20 protein-coding genes are annotated in these 23,058 nt (G+C 50.0%); 16 read left to right on the top strand and 4 right to left on the bottom strand.

Annotated elements, in window-relative coordinates:
* Positions 1-29 precede the first annotated feature (29 nt).
* The 5 genes from AC0L4K_RS16945 to AC0L4K_RS16925 all read left to right on the top strand — a co-directional run bounded on the left by AC0L4K_RS16945 (position 30) and on the right by AC0L4K_RS16925 (position 5,657).
* Positions 30-839, top strand: a complete 810-nt coding sequence (locus tag AC0L4K_RS16945) for a YdcF family protein (protein WP_473267303.1) — start codon at positions 30-32, stop codon at positions 837-839.
* Entirely contained in the window at positions 832-2,565 is a 1,734-nt protein-coding gene (recJ, locus tag AC0L4K_RS16940; protein WP_417223487.1) for a single-stranded-DNA-specific exonuclease RecJ, read from the top strand. The genes AC0L4K_RS16945 and recJ overlap by 8 nt, the downstream gene beginning before the upstream one ends.
* Positions 2,566-2,595: 30 nt before the next feature.
* Positions 2,596-2,778: a hypothetical protein gene (locus tag AC0L4K_RS16935; protein WP_417223489.1), complete on the top strand. Its 183-nt coding sequence runs from the start codon at positions 2,596-2,598 to the stop codon at positions 2,776-2,778.
* A 110-nt stretch (positions 2,779-2,888) separates the two neighbouring features.
* Positions 2,889-3,737, top strand: a complete 849-nt coding sequence (gene nfo / locus AC0L4K_RS16930; RefSeq protein WP_473267302.1) for a deoxyribonuclease IV — start codon at positions 2,889-2,891, stop codon at positions 3,735-3,737.
* 153 nt (positions 3,738-3,890) lie between these two features.
* Positions 3,891-5,657 carry an EAL domain-containing protein gene (locus tag AC0L4K_RS16925; RefSeq protein ID WP_473267300.1) on the top strand — a complete coding sequence of 589 codons (1,767 nt, stop codon included), beginning with the start codon at positions 3,891-3,893 and terminating at the stop codon, positions 5,655-5,657.
* On the opposite strand, the gene AC0L4K_RS16920 is transcribed toward AC0L4K_RS16925, so the two are convergent.
* Positions 5,650-7,425, bottom strand: a complete 1,776-nt coding sequence (locus tag AC0L4K_RS16920; RefSeq protein ID WP_473267299.1) for a SulP family inorganic anion transporter — start codon at positions 7,423-7,425, stop codon at positions 5,650-5,652. The two genes, AC0L4K_RS16925 and AC0L4K_RS16920, sit on opposite strands and share 8 nt — an antisense overlap.
* A gap of 279 nt (positions 7,426-7,704) precedes the next feature.
* Here AC0L4K_RS16920 and AC0L4K_RS16915 point away from each other — a divergent pair, with 279 nt between their 5' ends.
* The 7 genes from AC0L4K_RS16915 (at position 7,705) to rpsA (ending at position 16,619) form a co-directional block, all read left to right on the top strand.
* Positions 7,705-8,346, top strand: a complete 642-nt coding sequence (locus tag AC0L4K_RS16915; RefSeq protein WP_417223498.1) for an NUDIX domain-containing protein — start codon at positions 7,705-7,707, stop codon at positions 8,344-8,346.
* Between the two features lie 68 nt (positions 8,347-8,414).
* Positions 8,415-8,855 (top strand): DUF1249 domain-containing protein, encoded by a 441-nt coding sequence (locus AC0L4K_RS16910; protein ID WP_417223500.1) that lies wholly within the window; start codon positions 8,415-8,417, stop codon positions 8,853-8,855.
* The gene (locus tag AC0L4K_RS16905; RefSeq protein ID WP_473267297.1) at positions 8,852-9,616 is read left to right on the top strand and encodes a metallophosphoesterase; all 765 of its coding nucleotides are present in this window, start codon (positions 8,852-8,854) and stop codon (positions 9,614-9,616) included. Before AC0L4K_RS16910 ends, AC0L4K_RS16905 begins: the two co-directional genes overlap by 4 nt.
* A gap of 88 nt (positions 9,617-9,704) precedes the next feature.
* Positions 9,705-10,349 (top strand): YqiA/YcfP family alpha/beta fold hydrolase, encoded by a 645-nt coding sequence (locus AC0L4K_RS16900; RefSeq protein WP_417223505.1) that lies wholly within the window; start codon positions 9,705-9,707, stop codon positions 10,347-10,349.
* Positions 10,342-12,234, top strand: a complete 1,893-nt coding sequence (gene parE, locus AC0L4K_RS16895) for a DNA topoisomerase IV subunit B (RefSeq protein WP_417223508.1) — start codon at positions 10,342-10,344, stop codon at positions 12,232-12,234. The genes AC0L4K_RS16900 and parE overlap by 8 nt, the downstream gene beginning before the upstream one ends.
* Before the next feature lie 81 nt (positions 12,235-12,315).
* Positions 12,316-14,598: a DNA topoisomerase IV subunit A gene (gene parC, locus AC0L4K_RS16890; RefSeq protein WP_473267295.1), complete on the top strand. Its 2,283-nt coding sequence runs from the start codon at positions 12,316-12,318 to the stop codon at positions 14,596-14,598.
* A 341-nt stretch (positions 14,599-14,939) separates the two neighbouring features.
* On the top strand, positions 14,940-16,619 hold the full coding sequence (gene rpsA / locus AC0L4K_RS16885) for a 30S ribosomal protein S1 (RefSeq protein WP_215953921.1): 1,680 nt from the start codon (positions 14,940-14,942) through the stop codon (positions 16,617-16,619).
* Between the two features lie 333 nt (positions 16,620-16,952).
* Here rpsA and AC0L4K_RS16880 read toward each other — a convergent pair whose 3' ends face one another.
* The 3 genes from AC0L4K_RS16880 to AC0L4K_RS16870 form a co-directional block, all read right to left on the bottom strand.
* Positions 16,953-17,576, bottom strand: a complete 624-nt coding sequence (locus AC0L4K_RS16880; protein ID WP_473267293.1) for a LysE family translocator — start codon at positions 17,574-17,576, stop codon at positions 16,953-16,955.
* A gap of 45 nt (positions 17,577-17,621) precedes the next feature.
* On the bottom strand, positions 17,622-18,413 hold the full coding sequence (locus tag AC0L4K_RS16875; RefSeq protein ID WP_473267291.1) for a sulfite exporter TauE/SafE family protein: 792 nt from the start codon (positions 18,411-18,413) through the stop codon (positions 17,622-17,624).
* A gap of 184 nt (positions 18,414-18,597) precedes the next feature.
* Positions 18,598-20,076 (bottom strand): hypothetical protein, encoded by a 1,479-nt coding sequence (locus AC0L4K_RS16870; protein WP_473267290.1) that lies wholly within the window; start codon positions 20,074-20,076, stop codon positions 18,598-18,600.
* A gap of 155 nt (positions 20,077-20,231) precedes the next feature.
* On the opposite strand from AC0L4K_RS16870, the gene AC0L4K_RS16865 reads away from it, so the two are divergent.
* The 4 genes from AC0L4K_RS16865 to rlmH are packed head-to-tail and all read left to right on the top strand — an operon-like array spanning position 20,232 to position 23,036.
* The gene (locus AC0L4K_RS16865) at positions 20,232-21,488 is read left to right on the top strand and encodes a glutamate-5-semialdehyde dehydrogenase (RefSeq protein WP_417223518.1); all 1,257 of its coding nucleotides are present in this window, start codon (positions 20,232-20,234) and stop codon (positions 21,486-21,488) included.
* A 6-nt stretch (positions 21,489-21,494) separates the two neighbouring features.
* Complete coding sequence (nadD, locus tag AC0L4K_RS16860) at positions 21,495-22,160, top strand: nicotinate-nucleotide adenylyltransferase (protein WP_417223520.1); 666 nt, start codon at positions 21,495-21,497, stop codon at positions 22,158-22,160.
* A 6-nt stretch (positions 22,161-22,166) separates the two neighbouring features.
* Complete coding sequence (gene rsfS / locus AC0L4K_RS16855; protein WP_417223523.1) at positions 22,167-22,514, top strand: ribosome silencing factor; 348 nt, start codon at positions 22,167-22,169, stop codon at positions 22,512-22,514.
* A gap of 54 nt (positions 22,515-22,568) precedes the next feature.
* On the top strand, positions 22,569-23,036 hold the full coding sequence (rlmH, locus tag AC0L4K_RS16850) for a 23S rRNA (pseudouridine(1915)-N(3))-methyltransferase RlmH (RefSeq protein ID WP_417223524.1): 468 nt from the start codon (positions 22,569-22,571) through the stop codon (positions 23,034-23,036).
* Positions 23,037-23,058 lie beyond the last annotated feature (22 nt).

Below are 23,058 nucleotides of genomic sequence, written 5' to 3'. Positions count from 1 at the left end.
AACGGGCTTTTTATTGGGGGATAACAAGCATGGACCTGTTTTTTCTGTTGTCGAAAGGTTTTTGGGTGTTAGCCAATCCGGGAAACTTTCTCATTCTGTTGTTGGCCCTTGGGCTATTGAAAGGTTGGCGTGCTCTCTCTTCTGGGGTCGCGGTCTGTTTGCTATTGATCACCTTCTATCCGGCAGGGGATCTGCTCTTGCAACCGTTGGAAAAGCGCTTTTCAGCCCCGACGTCTATGCCGCAAGAGATCGCCGGTATTGTGGTGCTCGGCGGTGCCGAAGAGGCGGAATTAAGCCACCTTTGGCAGCAGCCACAGTTTAATATGGCTGCCGAACGAGATATGGCTATTTTGCCGCTGTTACAGCGTTATAGTGATGCGCCGGTGATTCTGACCGGAGGCTCGGGCAAGGTGCTTAACGCCGAGTATCGCGGCGCAGATGTTCAACAAGCGTGGCTTGCTGCGCAGCAGCTTGATCATCGGGTGATATTTGAACGGGATTCACGTAATACCTTCGAAAACGCGATCTACAGTCAGGATGTAATCCCGGCCGGTGTCGATTTTAATGACCCTCGTGGTTGGTTGTTAGTCACTTCGGCCTTTCATATGCCGCGTTCGGTGGGAATTTTTAGGCTGCAGGGCTGGAATGTTATTCCCTATCCTGTGGATTATTACTCCCGGCCTATCGGCTTAAGTAGTTGGCGTGCCGACTTAGGGCGTAACCTTTATGAACTTTCAATCGGTGTACGCGAGTGGATTGGCCTAGTGGCTTACTATGTAACAGCAAAAACCGATTCGTTATTTCCATCAGCTAATTTGGATATCAGTGTTAATGAGTGACATCATCATTCGTCGCCGAGAGGCGGACGCGAACAGCCCTATTTTTAATCAGGTGAATCCGCTGTTAGCGCGTATTTACGCCAGTCGAGGGTTGGATGATGTTGCCGCATTAGGACGTAGTTTGCAGCAGTTGCAAACTGGTCGGGATATGCTGGGGTTAGCCGCAGCAGTCGAGCGTTTGGTGTTGGCGTTAGAGCAGGATCAGCAGATTCTGATTGTCGGCGATTTTGACTGCGATGGTGCGACCAGTACTGCCGTCGCTATGCTTGGGCTGGGGATGATGGGGGCGAACCGGGTGAGTTACCTAGTGCCCAATCGGTTTGAGTATGGTTATGGGCTTAGCCCAGAAATTGTTGATGTTGCCGCCAAGCAACAGCCGGATCTGATTATTACGGTAGATAATGGCATCTCCAGCGTCGAGGGCGTTGCCAGAGCCAACAGTCTTGGCATCGATGTACTGGTTACCGATCATCACCTGCCTGGTGAGATACTGCCGGCGGCATGTGCCATTGTTAATCCTAATCAGCCGGGCTGTCAGTTTAGTGAAAAATCGACCTGTGGTGTGGGCGTCATCTTCTATGTAATGACTGCCCTGCGTCGAGTGCTGGATGAACAGCAGTGGTTTGAGAAACGCGGGCTGGCTAAGCCTAACCTTGCGGCCTTACTCGACCTTGTTGCCTTGGGGACCGTGGCGGATGTGGTGCCGTTAGAGCAGAACAACCGTACACTGGTTTATCAAGGCTTGCAGCGCATCCGTGCGGCTAAAGCGCGCCCCGGTATTATGGCGTTAATTGATATCAGTGGTCGGCAACGTAGCCGTTTAACGGCGACCGATCTGGGGTTTGCTTTGGGGCCGCGTTTGAATGCCGCTGGGCGCCTAGATGATATGTCGATCGGTATCGAGTGCCTGTTAACCAATAACACTGAGCGGGCTCAGCAACTTGCATTGCAACTCGACAGTCTCAATCAAGAGCGTCGAGGGATAGAGCAAGAGATGCAGCAGCAGGCAAATGCTCTGCTCGAGGAGCTGGAACTGGAGGCCGAAGGTGCGTTGCCGTTTGGTTTGTGCCTCTATGATGTGGATTGGCATCAAGGGGTTATCGGCATTTTGGCCTCGCGCATCAAAGAAAAGTTTAATCGCCCGGTGGTTGCTTTCGCGGTAGGTGATGCCGGCGAACTGAAAGGCTCGGCCCGTTCGATTAACGGGTTTCATATTCGAGATGGTCTTGATGCCGTTGCAGCAAAACATCCCGAATTGCTGAAGAAATTTGGTGGCCATGCGATGGCTGCGGGAATGACCATTGCGGCGGAAAATCTAGGTTTGTTTCAGCAAGCGTTTGATGCCGAAGTGCGTCGGCAGTTGAGTGCCGAACAACTGCAGCATGCAGTGCTGACCGATGGTAGTTTATCCGCAGCAGAGTTGACCATGGAGATGGCCGAGCTACTGCGCGAAGCGGGCCCTTGGGGGCACCAGTTTCCGGAGCCGTTGTTTGATGGTGAGTTTTCCCTGTTGCAGCAACGTATCGTAGGGCAGCGCCATCTAAAATTAGTGTTGATGGAGCCCGAAAGTGGCACCGCCATCGATGCGATCCACTTTAATGCTGATATGGAGATCTGGCCGAATGATAGCGTGCAGCGGGTGCGCGCTGTGTATCGGTTGGATGTGAATGAATTTCGCGGGCAGCGTAGCCTGCAATTAATGATTGATCACCTGCTGCCACTTTAAGGCGGCTATTTTTTTAATGAGAGCAAAACGATGAATGATTTTACCCTAGACGAACTAAACACACTGGTTACTGTATTTGAGAAAGCCGGTATTAGTGATGATGGTAGTGCTGAAGCCCTGATGTTTAGTCGTGTTAAAGCCGCACAAGCGGAACGTGCCGAACTGGAAAGCATGGATTTTGATGATTGCCTCGGCGGCGGCTGCAAGCTGTAACCATCAATGTCTCGGCGCAATCGGGGATACCGGTTGCGTACTATTGAGCCTATTTAAACGTTGCCTCTGCCGTTTAACGGCCATTTAATAAACTCTGTAAGGTGTTAGCGATGTATTATGTCGGCGCTCATGTCAGTGCCAGCGGCGGTGTTGAAAATGCTCCGCTGAATGCGGCCAAATTGGGGGCGAATGCCTTTGCTCTGTTCACTAAAAATCAGCGTCGCTGGGAGGCGAAACCGCTTACCGCCGCCAGTATCAAAGCGTTTCGTGATAATTGTGAACGGTTAGGTTTTAAAACAGAGCAGATTCTGCCCCATGACAGTTATCTGATTAATTTAGGTCATCCTGAAGCCGAACCGTTGGCCAAGTCGAGGGCCGCTTTTATTGATGAGCTGCAACGTTGCGCGCAACTGGGGTTGTGTTATCTGAATTTTCACCCGGGCAGTCATCTGCGTAAGGTGGATGAAGAGACCTGCCTGAATACTATTGCCGAGTCGATCAACCTAGCGCTGGATAAAACAACCGGTGTGACCGCTGTCATTGAAAACACCGCCGGGCAGGGGAGTAACCTAGGTTGTCGTTTCGAGCATCTGGCGCATATTATCGACCGGGTTGAAGATAAAAGCCGAGTGGGTGTTTGTCTTGATACCTGCCATACCTTTGCTTCGGGTTACGATCTGCGTGACCGGGCGGATTGCGAGCACACCTTTGCTGAATTTTCTCGTATTGTCGGTTTTGAGTATCTCAAAGGCATGCATCTGAATGATTCAAAAGCGGCTTTCGATAGCCATAAAGACCGCCACCATAGTTTGGGGATGGGTGAAATAGGCTTGGAAGTGTTTCGTTTTATTATGTCTGATGAGCGCTTTCAAGGTATTCCGCTAGTTTTAGAAACAATAGATGAGACTATCTGGACTGAGGAGATTCAGATGCTCCGGAGCTTTTCTTTAGGCGAGTAGCGGACGCTTTGAACGGGGTGTTCTGATGGCGGGAGGCCCGCCTAGCACCTAGCAAGTGTGCTTCCCGCTGGCGTAAAAGCTCCGCTTGTCATCTTACTGTCACCTGCGCTTAATAAGCTGTCGGAACTAGCCGCCATTGCCGACACTTTGAATATGACCGTTTCGCAGATTATACCCGACCGTTATGCCCAGCTTCAGGAACTGATTGAAACGGAACAGTTATATCCTCATTTTCAACCCATCGTGGATCTACGTCGGGGCGAAGTACTGGGCCATGAAGCGCTGATTCGGGGGCCGGAAAATAGTGAGCTGCATTCACCCTTGGTCTTGTTTAGCACCGCCATGGCATGTGGCTTGGAGCATCGGCTAGAGTTGCTGTGTCGTCGGCTTTCACTGGAAGCCTATGCGCGCCAAGAGTTGGAAGGTAAGCTGTTTCTGAATGTCAGTGCTTCTCTGTTGGGGACGCCAGAACACCGCAAGGGTTTAACTGCTGAGTGGCTTAAATCCCTTAATATCCCATTAGATTCCATCGTTATTGAGATATCCGAGCAGCATCCGTTTGATAATTACGGGCTAACGCTGGACGCGATTAACTATTATAAACAGATGGGTTTTAAAGTCGCGGTGGATGATCTCGGCACGGGCTACTCAGGGTTGAAGCTCTGGTCTGAACTGCAGCCAGATTATGTCAAAATTGATCGTCATTTTATCCACAATGTCGACCGCGAGCCGATTAAGCGACAGTTTGTGAAATCGATCTGTAGCATTGCCAATGGGGTTGGCTCGAAGGTGATTGTTGAGGGGGTAGAAACCCGCTCAGAGCTAGTCACCCTAAAAGAGTTAGGGGCAACAATCGGGCAAGGTTTTTATCTTGGGATGCCCACACAGCAGCCGAAAATGGAGTGCGATAGCGAAGAATGGCTACCCCGTAAACGCCGTGCGGGCAGTGAAAAAGATATGGCCGAGACCGCTGCGGTGCTGATTCACCCAGCGCCTGCACTTAGTTTTGATGATCAAATGGGATATACCGCTCAGCTGTTTAGCGATAATCCCCTGTATGATATTTTGGCGGTTTTGGAAGAGGGGCGTCCGATCGGGACTGTTCATCGTTCTGACCTGCTAGAACTGTTTTCCACCCAGTACGGTCGCGCTTTATATGAAAACCGTCCGGTTACTCGAATTCTGGATAGCAAGGCGATTATTATTGAATCGGACACCAGTCTAGAGCAGGTGTCGCGGTTAATCACCGAGCAGGATGCGGTGTATCTGCATCAGGGGTTGGTGATTACCAAGGATGGTCATTATCAGGGTATTGGTAATGTTCGGGATCTGTTGAAAAATATCACTGAATTGAAAATTCGCAATGCCCGCTATGCTAACCCGTTAACCCTAATGCCGGGTAATGTACCGATCAACCGAGAGATTGATGGGCTACTAAAACAGACGGAAAACTTCCGTGTTGCCTATTTTGATATCAATTTCTTTAAACCATTCAATGATAGCTATGGCTATGTGAAGGGGGATCGCCTTATTCAGCTCCTCGGTGAGCTATTGACTCGCCATGCGAACGGCGAAAATTTTACCGGTCATGTGGGCGGTGATGACTTCGTGGTCGTGTTTCGCACGGACGATTGGCAGGCCTGCTGTGAGTTGATTTTGCAGGAGTTTGATCAAGCCATTCGGGAGTTTTATAACCCAAAAGATTTAGAGCAGGGAGGAATTTGGGCGGCTAGTCGTAACGGTGATTCAACCTTCTACCCGGTACTTAGTCTTTCCTGTGGTGTAGTGCATCCCGACCCCTACTGCTGCGTCAGTTATCATGAAGTCGCTGAGTTGGCCGCGCAGGCTAAGAAAGAAGCTAAAAAGCGTGAGGGTAGTTATCTGTTTATCTCTCAACGGCGAAAAATACGTCCTAACTGAGTTGACCCTTACTCGGCTGTCCCTCGGCGGTCGTTTTTGTCAGTGCACACATGGCTTCATCCGCGGTAAAAAACACCTGCCCAGGACTGAGTTGTTGTAGAAAGGTGGTTTGTTGTAAGCGGTCCATAATCGGGCCTTTGACCTCGGCGAGGTGCAAGGTGACACCCTCTGAAGCGAGTTGCAGGGTTAGGTTTTCTAAACTTTCTAGAGCGCTGGCATCGATAAAGTTAACCGCATTACAGATCATAATGACATGTTCGACCTCTCGTTGCGTGGCGCACTGTGCCCGAATAAAGTCTTCCACAAAGCGGGTGTTGGCAAAATAGAGACTTTCATCCACACGAATCGCTAGTATATGTTTATCAGTGGTTACTTCGTGGCGGGCAACATTACGGAAATGCTGACTGTTGCCAACACGGCCGACAACGGCGATATGGGGTTGGCTACTACGGTAGATGAACAATAGGAAAGAGATCCCGATACCGCAGAGAATACCAAGCTCAACCCCCAGTGTGAGTACGGCGATAAAGGTGCTGAACATGGTGAGTGCATCGGCTTTATTGAACGTCCAGCTAGCACGAAAGGCGTGGATATCGATCAATGGTAGAACCGCCATAATGATAACGGCTCCCAGAATGGCTTTGGGTAAGTAATAAAACAGCGGCGTTAAAAAACTAACCGTTATCGCCACCATCAGTGCCGCTATGATTGAAGCGATTGTGGTACGCGCCCCTGAGGCGAAGTTCACCATTGAACGACCAAAACCGCCGGCAACCGGGTAGGTGCCACTAAAAGCCGCTCCTAGGTTGGCTGCACCGAGTGCGACGAGCTCTTTATTGGGGTCGATCCTTTCCCGTTCACGGCTGGCGAGTGTGGTACCCACGGAAACACTTTCGAGAAAGCCAATCAGGGCGATCAATATGGCAGGGGTTAACAGCTGTTGCCAAAGCTGTAGATCGATACTGATCAGTCCAATAACGGGGAGTCCCTGCGGTATTTTGCCGATAATGGCGATCTGGTCGTGTTGAGCCAAGCCGGAGCTGGCAACGAATAGGATGCTGATGATCATGGCAAACATTGGCCCGGCACGACAGAGTGGTTGGATCAGCCAGTCTGGCAACGGCGATCGACTGAGGATGCCGGCCAGCTTTGCTTTGCAAAACCATAGTACCAATAAACCGAGTAAACCCAGCAATAGGGTGATGCCGTTGATGCTGCTGAGGTGTTGTAGTAGAAAGCCTAAGGAGTCGGTGATGAAGCCGTCGTTGGGGATCGCTAGGCCGGTCAGGTGGCGTAGCTGACTAACGCCGATTAATAGGGCGGCAGCACTGGTAAAACCTGAGATGACCGAGTGACTCATAAAGTTCACAATCGATCCCAATTGCAGAATCCGTAAACAGATAAGAATCGTACCAACCAAGAGTGATAGATTGATAGCGATCGATACCGGATCACCCAGACCGCTAGCGGTGGCATCGGCAATAGTGGAACCGACCATTAATGAGGCGATAGCCACGGGTCCGACCGCTAAACTTCGGCTTGAGCCGAGTAGGGCATAGATTAGCAACGGAATAATCGCCGCATATAAACCGTATTGCGGCGGTAGGCCGGCCAGAAAAGCATAAGCCATGCCTTGAGGGATCAGTAGTACCCCGACGACCATCCCGGCGATAAGGTCACTAATGAAGTCGCTCCGTTGATAGTCGCTTAACCAGCGAGTCAGCGGAAAATAATGACGTAATGTTGCTAAGCGTTGGGGTGATGGCATTAAATCGAGACAGACCTTGTATTGAATGGTTGATAGTACTAAATAGAATATCGATATTGCTCAACATTATAACTCCTGTTCAGAGTGCCTGACCAGTCATGGTATATTGGCGCACTGTTTATCATGGCTGCATTGTTGATGCACTGAGGTGCTCTAGCCCCAAGCCTTATTAAGGCTCGATACACACTGTTGGCGCTGAGTTGAGTCGTGCCAGTGTTCGGTCCTCAGCCTAGCATTCCACTCAAACGTAACATTTAGCACTTAACTGGGAGCTTAGCGATGGCTAACTGGCAACCTACCTTTACCGCTGCGGATGCAGCCATCATTGCGCAGGAGCGTACCTGTGATGGCTTTTTTAAAATCCGTCGCTTAACTATCCGTCATGCGCTTTTTGAAGGTGGAGAGATTGAGATTGTGCGGGAGCAGTTTCAGCGCGGAAATGCTGTCTGTGTGTTGTTGTTTGATCCCGATCATGATGCCGTGGTGCTGGTGGAGCAGTTTCGTGTTGGCGCGTTGGGTAAAGCTGATAGCCCGTGGTTGTTAGAACTGGTGGCGGGTATTGTTGAGCCGGGTGAAACGCCGAAGGATGTCGCTCTGCGTGAGTCGCAAGAGGAAGCCGGCGCCTATATTGATAATATTGTATCGATTACCCGTTATTTGCCTAGCGCTGGGGGATGTGACGAATATGTTGATCTACTCTGTGCCCGCGTGGATAGCACGATCGTCGGTGGCGTACATGGGCTTGCTGAGGAAGGCGAAGATATTCGAGTGCATGTGCTACCCTTTGCTGAGGTTTGTGAATTGGTAGCCAGCGGCGTGATCGATAATGCCGCCACCATCATTGCGGTACAATGGCTACAATTGAACCGGCAAACGCTGCTGCAAGGCTGGGGTTATCTGCCACCCCTAGAAGCTAAATGATGACTGTGCATGAGCGGTGAAGAGTAAAACTTAAATTTTAAACGCTGTAGATTTAAGAGCTGTCGAAAATGAAAAAACGTTATATTCCTGATCTGGTTAAGCAGATGGCCGATTGTGAGGCCAACTATCTGCGTCTAATGCGGTTGATGCCGGATATCGAGCAGCGCGATGAGCGTGCGTTCGATGTTCATTGTCATCAACAGCAGAGCACTGTTCGCCTGCAGGTTGAGGAACGTTTTACCTATACGACCACGGTCTTGGTCTCGCAGAGCTTCGATCACCATTGGCTGGAAGCTCCGAGTCTGATCGTGAGGATGTATCATGATGCCCGTGCAGCGGAAGTTATCTGCCTGAAAAGTAAGCGTCACTTTCGTGGCGTTTATAGTTACCCGAATGATCAGATGCATCAAAAAGATGAGAAAGCGCAGCTGAATCAGTATCTTGGTGAATGGCTGAGCCATTGTCTCAGTCATGGGCAAGCCACTGAAGCGGCGTATAGCTTTTCATGAACCCGATCACTGTTGCGCAGATTACTGATTGTCATCTGCAAAATGATCCAAGGCAAGATTACCGAGGCCGGGATGTCGAGCAGCAGCTCGATTGTGTGGTCGATGATCTGTTGGCTCAAACCCCCGCAGCTGAGTTAATCCTATGGACCGGTGATTTAGTCCATCACGGTGCGCAGAAGGGTTATCACCGTTTAAATGAACGGCTTGCTGCATTGCCGTTGCCGAGCTATTGGATTCCCGGTAATCATGATGATGCTGATCTGATGCGACAGCTGGGTGGCAAACTGAATCAGCGGACGCTTGTTAAGCAGGGATGGGCGATTATTCTGCTCGATAGTACTTCTGAGCCAGACGGTCAGGGTGGTGGATGTTTAGCGTCACTGGAGTTGAGTTTTCTGGAGCAGCAACTGCAGCTGTATAAGGATTATCATTGCCTGATCGGGTTGCATCACAACCCACTACCGGTCGATAGCGAATGGCAAGATAGTATCATGCTGGCGAATGCCGGTGCCTTTTGGCGTATTCTGGCCTCGCATCAACAGGTCAAAGGTGTCATTCATGGCCATGTTCACCAACCGGGTGATCACTTATATCAGGGGGTTCGTGTGTTGATGACTCCCGCGAGTTCGGTGCAGTTTAAGGCGCGATGTCGGCAAATGACCCTCGAGGATTCCCCGGTGCTAGAGTTGCCGGGCTATCGATTATTGCAGCTTTATCCTGATGGCCGGATAACGACCTCGGTCAAAAGAGTCGCCTGTTAAGGTTGCAACACTCAGCGCTCTCCGGTAATTTACTGAAAGCATGTATATATATACAGATAAAGTTTATAGCAGAGAGTAAAGGTTATTAATGGCCCAACCACTGTTTATCTATATTCACGGTTTCAACAGCTCGCCGGACTCTTTTAAAGCGCGTTTTTTTGTCGACTGGATGATGGCGGCCGGGCGTGGGGATGAGGTCATAGTGCCTGCGCTGCCCCATTGGCCTGCTGCGGCCATCGCGCTGCTTGAGCAACTCATCGAAAATCATTCTGAACGCACCATTGTGCTGGTGGGCAGCTCGCTGGGGGGCTATTACAGCACCTGGTTGGTCGAAAAATATGGCCTGCGGGCGGTGTTGATTAATCCAGCGGTACGTCCGTTTGAACTATTGGCGGAGATGCTGGGTGAGCAGGGCAACTATTATAGCGATGAAAAATATGAGCTAACCGGAGAGCATCTAGAGCAGTTGCTAGCGATTAACTGCGACAATTTGCAAGATCCATCCCGCTATCTACTGCTGACCCAAACCGGCGATGAAACGCTCGATTATCGCGAAGCGGTGAGTAAATTTAAGGCGTCACCCATGTTGGTTCAGACGGGTGGCAGTCATGGTTTTGACCAATTTGAATCTGTTATTCCGGCGATTCTGGCATTTGCCGAAGGCCGGATTGAGTTGCCAGCGATCACTGATCTGACCGCCGAGCAAATAAGGACTGAAACTTCCGATGAGTAATACCTATAACTCTGATGCAATTGAAGTACTGAGTGGGCTGGACCCGGTGCGTCGTCGTCCAGGTATGTATACTGAGACCGATCGCCCCAACCATCTGGCCCAGGAAGTGATCGATAACAGTGTGGATGAAGCACTGGCCGGTCATGCGACCCAGATGGATGTTACCCTGCATAAAGATGGCGCCATTAGTGTTAAAGATAATGGTCGGGGCATGCCGGTGGATATCCACCCCGAAGAGGGCGTCAGCGGTGTTGAACTGATTTTGACTCGGTTGCATGCTGGGGGTAAGTTTTCCAATGAAAACTACAACTACTCCGGTGGTTTGCACGGCGTGGGGGTCTCGGTGGTTAATGCCCTATCGAAACTCTTAGAAGTCACCATTCGTCGCGGCGGTAATGTTTATCGTATGACCTATGCCGACGGCGAAAAAGTATCTGATCTTGAAATTATCGATAGTTGTGGGCAGCGTAATACCGGCACCGAAGTTCGCTTTCTCGCCGATCCTCAATATTTCGATACGCCTAAATATCATCTGACTAAACTACGGCATATGCTGCGCGCAAAAGCGGTACTTTGTTCCGGTTTGCGGGTGACCTTTACCGACGCTTCAGGTAGCACCAAAGAAAAAGATGAGTGGTATTACGAAGATGGTTTGGTGGATTACCTTAAAGGTACCACTCAGGTATTTGATACTCTGCCGGAAGAACCGTTTACGGTGTCTTTTCAAGGTGAACGCGACGGCTTAGATGTGGCACTTCAGTGGCTGCCGGAAGGTGGTGAACTGACCGGCGAGAGCTACGTTAACTTGATTCCGACGGCACAGGGCGGCACCCATGTGAACGGTTTGCGTACCGGACTGCTGGAAGCGATGCGGGAGTTTTGTGAATTCCGTAATTTATTGCCCCGTGGCGTTAAGATCTCTGCCGAAGATATTTGGGAACGTTGTTGCTATATCCTCTCAGTGAAAATGCAGGACCCACAGTTCTCCGGGCAAACCAAAGAGCGTCTGTCGTCCCGAGAAATCGCGGCCTTTGTTTCCAGCGCGGTGAAAGATGCCTTCAGCCTGTGGCTTAACCGTCATGTTGAAGACGGCGAAAAGATCGCCGAATTGGTGATCAGCAATGCGCAGAAGCGGTTGCGTTCAAATAAGAAAGTCATCCGTAAGAAAGTCACCTCAGGGCCTGCGCTGCCGGGTAAGCTGGCAGACTGCACCGGTAACGATGCGATGCAAGGAGAACTCTTCTTAGTGGAAGGGGATTCGGCAGGTGGTTCTGCCAAGCAAGCGCGGGATCGTGAATACCAAGCGGTGATGCCACTACGGGGTAAGATCCTTAATACTTGGGAAGTCGATCATCATGATGTGTTGGCGTCTCAGGAGGTTAACCATATCTCCATCGCCATTGGCGTAGAGCCCGGCACCGATAATTTTGACGGTTTACGTTATGGCAAAATTTGTATCCTTGCCGATGCGGACTCCGATGGATTGCACATCGCCACGCTATTGTGTGCGCTGTTTGTGCGTCACTTTAAACCGCTGGTGGCCGCTGGTCATGTCTATGTGGCGATGCCACCACTGTATCGTATCGATGTGGCGAAAGATGTCTTCTATGCCCTCGATGATAACGAAAAAGACAGTATCGTTGAGCGGATTAAGAAGGAGCGCAAAAATGCCAAGATCGGCGTGCAGCGCTTCAAGGGTTTGGGTGAGATGAACCCATTGCAACTGCGTGAAACCACCATGTCCCGTGATACCCGTCGTTTGGTTCAACTGACCATCGAGCCGGGCGATGGTACCAATGAAGTGATGGATATGCTGCTGGCGAAGAAACGTTCCCCGGACCGTAAAGAGTGGTTGGAGAGCAAGGGTAATCTGGCAGACGTATAATGTCGGGGTTTAGTGACCTCGTGATTATATTGATGCGTACGCTGAAGCAATAGTTGAGTTTGATGAGCGCCGGGATAAGAAATGAGCGGAACAGTACATATTGATCAAGGCATTGAACGCCTGTCACTGAAAGAATATACCGAGAAGGCGTATCTGGATTATTCCATGTACGTCATCCTTGATCGGGCGCTGCCAAATATCGGCGACGGCCTGAAACCGGTGCAGCGACGCATTGTCTATGCGATGTCTGAACTCGGGTTGAAATCAACCGCTAAGTACAAAAAGTCGGCCCGTACCGTGGGTGATGTGTTGGGTAAATTCCACCCACACGGCGACAGCGCCTGCTATGAAGCGATGGTGTTGATGGCGCAGCCATTCTCCTATCGCTACCCGCTGATCGATGGTCAGGGTAACTGGGGCTCACCGGATGATCCGAAATCCTTCGCGGCGATGCGTTATACCGAGTCTAAATTGGCGAAATACGCCGAGGTGTTGCTTAAAGAGGTAGCGCAGGGCACCGTCGAGTGGGGGCCAAACTTTGATGGTACCATTGATGAGCCATTGACCTTGCCGGCTCGGCTGCCGAATATCTTGTTAAACGGTACCACCGGTATCGCGGTGGGCATGGCGACCGACATTCCGCCCCATAATCTTCGCGAAGTCACGCAAGCCTGTATCAAGCTGCTATCGAAGCCGAGTATGAGCATCGATGAGTTATGCGAAATTATTCCCGGCCCGGATATGCCCACCGATGCTGAACTGATCACTCCTCGCAAAGAACTGCAGAAGATGTATGAGGCCGGTAAAGGTAGTCTCAGAGCGCGTGCAGTCTATAGTCGAGAGCAGGGCGATATTGTGATTACTGCGCTGCCTTATCAGGTGTCTGGGGCAAAAGTGTTGGAGCAGATCGCCCAGCAGATGCAGCAGAAAAAGCTGCCAATGGTGTCTGATTTGCGGGATGAGTCGGATCATGAAAACCCGACTCGTTTGGTAATCGTACCCCGCTCAAATCGCATCGATGTTGAGCAGTTGATGGCGCACCTGTTTGCTAGTACTGACCTAGAGCGTACCTACCGCGTCAATATGAATATGATCGGCATCGACGGTCGCCCGAAGGTGAAAAACCTCAAGGAGATCCTGTCTGAATGGTTGGTGTACCGCACAGAAACCGTACGCCGCCGTTTGCAGTTTCGCTTGGACAAGGTGCTGGCCCGATTACATATTCTTGAAGGCTTAATGGTGGCCTATCTCAATATCGACGAAGTGATTGAGATTATCCGCACCGAAGAGAAGCCTAAACTGGTGATGATCGAACGCTTTGGCATTACCGCGACGCAGGCCGAGGCTATTCTCGAAATTCGTCTGCGCCAGTTAGCCAAGCTAGAAGAGATTAAAATTCGCGGGGAGATTGATGAGCTCACCGAAGAGCGCAACTACCTAGAAGAGATTTTGGGTTCTGAAAAGCTGATGCGTAAATTGATTCGTGATGAGCTGAAGGCTGATGCGAAAGAGTATGGTGATGATCGTCGTTCTCCGATCGTGGCCCGTGAAGAAGCGAAAATCATGGATGAGAAAGCGCTGCTGACGGCCGACCCAATTACGGCGGTGATCTCCAAGCAGGGCTGGATTCGTTCTGCGAAAGGGCATGATATCGATCCTGAAGGGTTAAGCTATAAATCCGGTGATGGCTTTAAGCTGGCTTGCTTAGGGCGGATGAATCAACCGATTATTCTACTCGACAGTACCGGGCGTGCCTATTCGTTGGAAGCGCATACGCTGCCATCTGCACGAGGACAGGGCGAGCCGGTGACCGGTAAGCTAACGCTTCCAAAAGGGGCGACGATAGATGGCGCGATTGCGGGTAAGGATGATGATGCGGTGCTGCTGGCATCGGATGCCGGTTATGGCTTTGTCACCAAGATTGCCGATATGACTAGTAAAACCCGTACCGGTAAAGCGGCCCTGACATTGCCGAAAGGCGCGAAAGGGATGCCGCCGATGGCCTTGTCTAGCAAAGATAGTGATCTGCTGGTGGCGGTGACAAACGAAGGTCGGATGCTGGTGTTCCCAGTAAAAGACCTGCCTGAGTTAGGTCGTGGCAAGGGTAATAAAATTATCAACATTCCATCTGCCAGAGCCGCTGCGAGGGAGGAGTTACTGATTGCGATGGTGACGCTGTCTGAGCAGGATACTCTGCAGGTGAACTCTGGTCGTCAGCATCTGAAAATGAAACCGTCTGATTTGGAGCATTACCGTGGTGAGCGTGGCCGCCGAGGTAATAAACTGCCGCGGGGCTATCAACGGGTGGATTCTCTGGAAGTGATCGTGAAGCCGTCTACGGATTCATCCGATGAACCGGACTAGCCGCTGAGTTGAGTCTGCTGAGTCGTACCTAAGCTCAAGACAGAAGATAAAGCCTAAGTAGAAAGAGCCATGATCGAGGGCTCTTTTTTTGTTTATCGAAATGCAGGCCTGTGTGGTTTTTGTGTGCGATGATGACAGCGGCAGCACTATTGCAATCACCTACCTGCTTTCTTATTGCAGAAGTTATCTGTATAATACCGCCCCTACCTCTCTTGTTTGGTTGTTTTTTAGTCAGTCTGTGCAACCTAACAAGATAATTAAACTGCCCTGTATCAACTGACAATACAGGTTGACCCCCTGTGAATCCTGTTTACCTACGGATTTGCTGTATAGGAAAAAGCATGACCGAAAGCTTTGCTGACTTATTTGAAGAATCCCTTGAACTCGTTGCTATGGTGCCAGGCACCCTCGTTATGGGTGAAGTTATCGACATCGATAGTGACTGGGTTACCGTAAATGCTGGCCTGAAATCTGAGGCTGTTATTGCCCGCAGCCAGTTCCTTAATGATGCCCAAGAACTTGAAGTTCAAGTGGGTGACATGGTTAAGGTTACACTGGAAAGCGTTGAAGATGGTTCCGGTGAAACACGTCTGTCTCGTGAAAAAGCTAAACGCGCTGAGTCTTGGGGCGTTCTGGAAACTGCATTCGAAGCTGAAGAAACGGTTAAAGGTTTCATCAGTGGTACTGTTAAAGGTGGCTTCACCGTTACCGTTAACAAGATCAACGGCTTCCTGCCAGGTTCACTGGTAGATGTTCGTCCAGTTAAAAACGTTGACCACCTGATGGGTCAAGAGCTGGAATTTAAACTGATCAAGCTGGATCAGAAGCGCGACAACATCGTTGTATCTCGTCGTGCTGTTCTTCAAGAAGCTAACAGCGCTCAACGTGATGAGCTGCTGGCTACTCTGGAAGAAGGTCAGCAAGTTAAGGGTTACGTTAAGAACCTGACCAACTACGGTGCATTCGTAGATCTGGGTGGTGTTGACGGCCTGCTGCACATCACTGACATGGCTTGGAAGCGTATTTCTCACCCTAGCGATATGCTGACTCCGGGTGATGAGATCACTGTTCAGATCATCAAGTTTGATAAAGAAACTAACCGTCTGTCTCTAGGCCTGAAACAGCTGAACGAAGATCCTTGGTCTTCTATCCTGGCTCGTTTCCCTGCTGGAACTAAAGTTCCTGCACGTGTGACTAACCTGACTGACTACGGTTGCTTTGCTTCTATTGAAGATGGCGTTGAAGGTTTGATCCACGTTTCTGAAATGTCTTGGACAAACAAAAACATCCATCCTTCTAAAGTTGTTCAAGTGAACGACGAAGTTGAAGTTATGGTTCTGGATGTTGATGAGAAGCGTCGTCGTATCTCTCTAGGTATGAAACAGTGCATCCCTAACCCATGGTCTACTTTTGCTGAGCAGTTCGCTGCTGGCGATAAAGTGACTGGTACTATCAAGACTATTACAGACTTCGGTATCTTCGTTGGTCTGGAAAATGATCTTGACGGTCTGGTTCATATGTCTGACATCTCTTGGGATGCGGATAGTGAAACTGCACTGCGCGAATACAAGAAAGGCGAAGAAGTTGAAGCCGTTATCCTGTCTATTGATGCTGAGAAAGAGCGTATCTCTCTGGGTATCAAGCAACTGGAAAGCGATCCTTTCTCTGAGTACGCTGCTGCCAATGACAAAAACACTATCGTTAAAGGTATTGTTAAGTCTGTAGACGCTAAAGGCGCTAACATCGAGCTGGCTGAAGGCATCGAAGGTTACCTGAAAGTGTCTGACATCAGCATCGATCGCATCGAAGATGCTTCTACTGTCCTGAAAGTAGGCGAAGAAGTTGAAGCGAAGATCGTTAACTTGGATCGTCGTAACCGTTCAATCACTCTGTCTATTAAAGCGAAAGATCAGGCAGATGAGAAAGCGGCAATCAAAGCGGTTGCTGATGCACCGGTTGAAACGGCTGGACCTACTACTATCGGTGACCTGATCAAGGCACAGATGGCTGCTAAGAAGTAAGACTTCTAAGCTGATAAAAAAGGAGCGCTGATGCGCTCCTTTTTTTGATTTTTTACCGGGCTGCCAAGCATCGGTATTGTTTGTAAAACCCTCAGTACTTGTTGTTTCCCTGTTCAGCTATTTCAGTTCCTTCCTGTGTTTTTATCGCGATGGTCTTGTGCCTGTGTACCCGCCTCGTTATCCGTCTTTATGAATTCCTTGCTAGCCTATTCATCAGGTTCATCTTAAGAGTCTCTTGTGCTTTATATTACTAATGTGCAGGTGTTCTGTTGGCATTGAATACCCCGTCGAGCTAGGCGAAAGGCTATATCTTGGCGTTCTAGCAGGGTTGTCTTAGTGTTGGCGGCTGGCTAGTAAGCCGATTCCAGCACTGCCAAGTAAGGTGGCGCAACTACGATTAAACCAGCGTCTTTTGTGGGGTTGAGCAAACCACTGGCGCAGATAGATGCCGAACAGTGCATAGGAGGTTATTGCGATGGATTCCAGTATCAGAAAGGTGATGCCGAGCTGGAAGAACTGTAGGCCTGTAGGCGCCGCCGGGTTGGTGAATTGTGGCAAAAAGGCGGTAAAGAACAGTATCGCTTTAGGATTGCCGGCCGCCAGCAAAAACTCTTGCTGGGCTAAGCCGAACAGTGTTTTTTTTGTGCTGTTGGGTATTTCGTTCGATTGGCTTGTGTCGGCTTGCCAGAGCTTAAAGGCTAGCCAGAACAGATAGCAGGCCCCGGCGACCTTAACAGCAATAAATACTTTTTCCGAGGCCAGTAGCACCACCGCTAACCCAGTCGCGGCGAGGAAAATCATGCCGCAGAAAGCGAGTAAGCGGCCTGCGCCGGCGATAACAGCGCTGCGAAAGCCATAGCGTTTTGCGTTACTCATTGCCAGCAGGTTGTTAGGCCCCGGTGACATATTTAATGCAAAGCAGGTGGGTATAAACAGCAGCAGTGTTATCATTTCCATGGTTGAATGCCCGGTCTTTTTAGACCTTTATTGTTTAGCGTTATGCTAGCCCCCTAAGACCGGTTTGACCAGATAGGCATCATAGAAAAAGTATAGGGTGATACCGATACTGGCGATGATAACGAAGTTGCGCACGAGTTGTTGTGGCAGTCTGCGAGACAGGTGAGCAGCCATATAGCCGCCAAGCACAGTTCCGACCAGAACAATTGAGCCTTCATACCAAGCAATGACGCCATCATAGGCAAACAAAACGATAGCGATCAGTGAGACGAAGGTTGAGATCAGCAGTTTTAATCCATTCATCCGGTTGATATCGGTGTGCCCGGCGAGGGCGAGATAGCTTAATGAAATAATGCCTAGGCCCGCATTAAAAAAACCGCCATACAGGCAGACGCCAAACAATAGAATGATCAGCAGCGCAGCACCGGCTGAGGAGGCGTGGCGATGTTTGGTGCTGAGCTTTTTGAGGCTGCGATTGAGGTGGCCGCCAAAAATAAACAGCAAGGTGGCAAATAGTAGCAGCCAAGGCACGGCCATTTCGAATGAGGCTTCCGGTGTTTGTAATAGCAACCAAGCGCCGCTGATGCCGCCCAGTAGGCTAATGATAATAAAGTGAGGCAGTTGATCTTTGATCTCTGCAAGGTCTTTGCGAAAGGCCCAGGTGCCGCTCATGTAGCCAGAGCATGAGGCGAAGGTGTTGGTGGCATTAGCGCTGATCGGCGGTACGCCGGCAAATAGTAGAGCGGGAAAGGTGATAAAGCTGCCGCCGCCAGCAATTGAATTTAAGATACCGCCAAGAAAACCCGCGATAAAGAGAATAATGAGGTCGTTTAACATGGTGTTACCTTAGGTCAGAGCGTACAAATGAAGAGGGGTGAGTATAGGTGAGCTTAAGTAAACGATACAGATACACGATAAATAAAAAACGAGGTCGATCTGTACTGCTTTAATCGTATAGCATAAGCAGTGATTGGGGTTGCTCCAAGGTTAGCCTGTTAGGCTTCTTGACCTGCGTTAGCGTCTATGGAAGCAGCTTGCTAAGCAGGTGTCGTGCTTGTTTATCTAGCAGTTTTTGATAGTTCTCGTTAACGGATTTAACCAATACCTTATCTTCTTCGGCACGGACGATCTCGGCACCCGCCAGTAAGCTCACTTTTAGGTCAGGGGCTTCGCTCAGCGTTGTGTGGGTGATCAGTTCATTACTGTCGGTGCTGTGGGTGAGGTAGCGAGCCTCTTCCTGCATGCGAGCGAGCTTTTGGTAATGCCCCCGCACTAATGCCATATGTAAATTGAGCACAGGTTGAAAACTGCGAATGCGTTGCTGATTAAATAGTTTATATAGACGGTTAAATAGTTGGCTAGCGCAGATAGCGTTGATGCCGTGGGCATCATCTTTATGTGGTTTTAGGAAGGCCAATTGTAGGTCGCCGTTATCGAGGCGGGCGACTTCGCCTTGGTAAATGGTGATTACCATATCGAGCATTCGATAATAGTATGCCTGTAACGTTTGTAATTCTTCGCTTTGCAGGTTATCGGAGTGGCCGGATGATAGGTCGAGATAGAGTAGGTAGCCGGCTTGGTCAGCCGGGACGATTAGCTCCAGTTCCTGCTCAAAGGCATAAAGGTCGAGCTGAACTTCATGCTTGCTGTTTTCAAATAGTGGGTTGCGTTTGTGACGCGGTGGCGCTTCCAGTTCGACCTCTTCGATCAGAGTGAACTCTATATCGGCGTCATATTCTTCCTCTGGCGCACTCTCTTTATGATCAGAAAAAGGCGCGAAGTCTGGCATATGGGGGGCGTCATCTGCGGGTCTGAGTAGATCAACGAGTGCTTCGTTATCAGGCGTTTTCTTCTTTTTCTTTTTGCTTTTCTGCTGAGGTGTCGCTATTAGGGGGTGTTCTGTACTGTTAGGGATGTTGCTCGGGCTGTGGTTTGGAGTATTGCCCGTATGAGTTGTTGGCAGACTGTTGGCTTGCTCAAGCTTGCTGTTGCGATTAAGGAAAAGCCAGCAGCCCAGCAGCGCTAAAATGACGGTAATTAGGGCTAGGATGGCGGCTTGCATCAGAATGGCGTTGAGATTGGCTTTGTTTGATGCGGGGTTAAGACGCAGTTCCAGAATTGCGAGGGTCTCTTGTTGCTGCCGAATGAGTATTTCTTGGTGAATAAGATTATCGTGTTTGATATCGCCAGCCCGGCCTAATAGGCGATCTTTAGGGTCATTAAGGATAATGGCGTCAATGCTGGGCTGTTGCACAAGTTGGTTGAGAATGAAATTGAGACTCACCGAGTCGCCTGCCATCAGGGCAGGTTTGATCATCGTTACTGTTTGCTGGCCTAGCAGCGTGCCTTGCTGTCGGGTTTGTTGTTGGGCTATCTTGCCTGCCACAACGGATAGGTAGATGCCAGACAGCAGCAAGCCTGCGAGCAAAATGCAGGCGAGTGTGATCATCAACTGGGTGCGCTGATGAATCATGACTGAAAAGCGTAGCGGTTTATCCATATTCCGACGGTAATTATTCCGGGGTAGTAGAGCCTGCAGATGATAGCAGCTAAGTTACCCTGCAAAAACGGGTTTTTTTCTGTTTTGCTTTCTCTGTCGATGACCCCCGCTGTCGGGCAGGTTATAATGCCCGGTCTCGAGGGGGAAGGAAGGTTATGAACGTTAAAGAGTATATGGCAGAACTGGGGCAGCAGGCGCGTGTCGCCTCACGTGCAATCGCGAAAGCTGACACCGGCATAAAGAACCGTGCGCTACTGGCGATGGCGGAGGCGATTGATGCTGCCCGCGAAACATTGGTTGCGGCGAATGCTAAAGACCTAGAACAGGGCCGTGTGAATGGTCTTGATGATGCTATGTTGGATCGTTTGGAACTGAAACCCTCTCAAATCGACACGATGATCGAAGGTTTGCGTCAGGTGGCGACACTACCGGACCCGATCGGTGCGATCACCGATATGAATTATCTGCCGAGTGGTATTCAGGTGGGTAAAATGCGAGTGCCACTCGGAGTGGTCGGTATTATTTATGAATCTCGGCCAAATGTGACCGTTGAGGCTGCTAGTTTGTGCCTGAAATCTGGCAACGCAACCATTTTGCGAGGCGGCTCCGAAGCTATTCACAGTAATAAAGCGGTAGCTGAGTGTATTCAAGCGGGCTTGAAGGCTGCTGGGCTGCCAGAAAATACCGTCCAGGTGGTGAAGACCACGGATCGCGAGGCAGTGGGTGAACTTATTACCATGCCTGAATATGTTGATGTGATCGTGCCGCGAGGTGGAAAGGGCCTGATTGAGCGGGTGAGTCGTGATGCGAAGGTGATGGTCATCAAGCATCTTGATGGCGTTTGTCATGTGTATATTGATAATGATGCCGATAAAACTAAAGCGATCAATGTGGCGATTAATGCTAAAACACATCGTTACGGTACCTGTAATACCATGGAAACGTTGCTGGTACATGAGGCCCGGGCTGAAGATATTTTGCCCGAGTTAGCAGGCCAGTATCGCTCACTTGGGGTTGAGCTACGTGGCTGCGAGAAAACCTGTGCAATATTGCCAGGTATTAACGCTGCCACCGAAGCCGATTGGGAAACCGAATACTTAGGGCCGGTGTTGTCGATTAAACTGGTTAGCGATATGGATGAAGCGATTGAGCATATTAATCGTTACGGCTCCCATCATACTGATTCCATTATTACTGAAAATTACACCCGCGCCCGTCGCTTTTTACGCGAAGTTGATTCCAGCTCCGTGATGGTAAATGCGTCGACCCGTTTTGCTGATGGGTTTGAATATGGCCTAGGGGCTGAGATCGGTATCTCTACCGACAAAATACATGCCCGAGGCCCAGTTGGGCTGGAAGGCTTAACCTCGCAAAAATATGTGGTGCTTGGTGATGGTCATGTCCGTCAATAATACGTGATGAGCCAATCGGTAAAGGTCTTTATGGGTGGGACTTTTGATCCTATCCATAATGGTCACCTGCGCACTGCGCTGGAAATTCAACAGTGGTTAGGTGTTGAACAGGTGACATTGATGCCATCAAAGGCACCGGTGCATCGCAAACAACCCGAGCGTAGCGGTCAGCAGCGTCTCGATATGGTGCGTTTGGCCGTTGCTGACGAACGAGCGTTGGTGGCCGAAGATCGAGAGGTTATCTCGGCTGATGCTTCCTATACTGTATTGACGCTGGAATCTTTTCGTCGTGAACTGGGTGAAAAGGTCCCGATCTGTATGATACTGGGTATGGATGCCTATCTTTCTCTGCCACAATGGGATCGCTGGCAGGAACTCCTTAATCTTTGTCATATTGTGGTGGTCAAACGTCCGGGATGGATTTATGAGCCCTGCGAACAGATGCAGCAGATAAGCATGAATCACGAAGTTCATGATATCGATACCATGCTGCAGTTACCGGCTGGCCAAGTGATTTTTCGTGAACTGACGCCGCTGGGAATTTCTGCGACACAGATCAGAGCGTTGATCCGTGCCGGCCACTCGCCTCGCTATCTGATACCGGATGCGGTGTGGGACTATATAAAACAAAACAAGCTCTATGATTATGAGCAACCAACTGAAGGTAAATAATTACTAATGGAAATGGATCAGATGATCATCGCTGTACGTGAAGCCCTTGATGATATGAAAGCCCGGGATATTGTCGAGATTGATGTCACCAATAAATCAACAGTGACTGACCGGATGGTGATTGCCAGCGGAACCTCTAAGCGTCATGTGATGTCTATAGGACAACATGTGCAAGAAGAGATGAAGCGTCAGGGTGTCATGCCGTTGGGTATTGAAGGTGTGGACACCGGTGAATGGGTGTTGGTGGATCTCGGAGACCTAGTGGTTCATGTGATGATGCCAGATGCTCGTAGCTTCTACGACCTTGAGAAACTGTGGGGCTTTGATAGCGTGGCTGAGCAGGAAACTGTTTAGTTCAGGTTGACTTAGTCGAGTTGTCACCAGAGAGAGAAGGATACTGGTCTTAGAATGAAAATACGCCTTATTGCCGTAGGCACCAAGATGCCTGGCTGGGTCACCGAAGGGTTTAATGAGTATCAGAAACGCCTACCGCACGAATTTTCTTTGGAACTGGTGGAGATCCCTTTGGGACATCGAGGCAAAGGGGCTGATTTAGCCCGTGCGAAACGTCAAGAAGGCGAACTGATGCTGGCGGCGATCCCTAAGGGCGATCAGGTGATAGCTCTTGAAGTGGGTGGCCGCAACTGGAGCACCGAGCAACTGGCAGAACAGGCGGAACAGTGGCAGATGTCTGGGCGAAATGTCAGTTTATTGGTCGGTGGGCCTGAGGGGCTGGCGCCTGAGTGTGTCGCCATAGCTGATCAGAAATGGTCGTTGTCCGGCCTGACACTGCCGCATCCCTTGGTGCGCATTCTACTGTCTGAACAGCTTTACCGGGCTTGGAGTATTTTGCAGGGCCACCCTTATCATAAATAACCGATTATTACCTACCTGTGAA

It is taken from the genome of Amphritea sp. GJ51-11 (assembly GCF_055808735.1).
The sequence above is the reverse complement of the archived record's forward strand: the minus strand, read 5'-3'. Positions and strand labels throughout refer to the sequence as shown.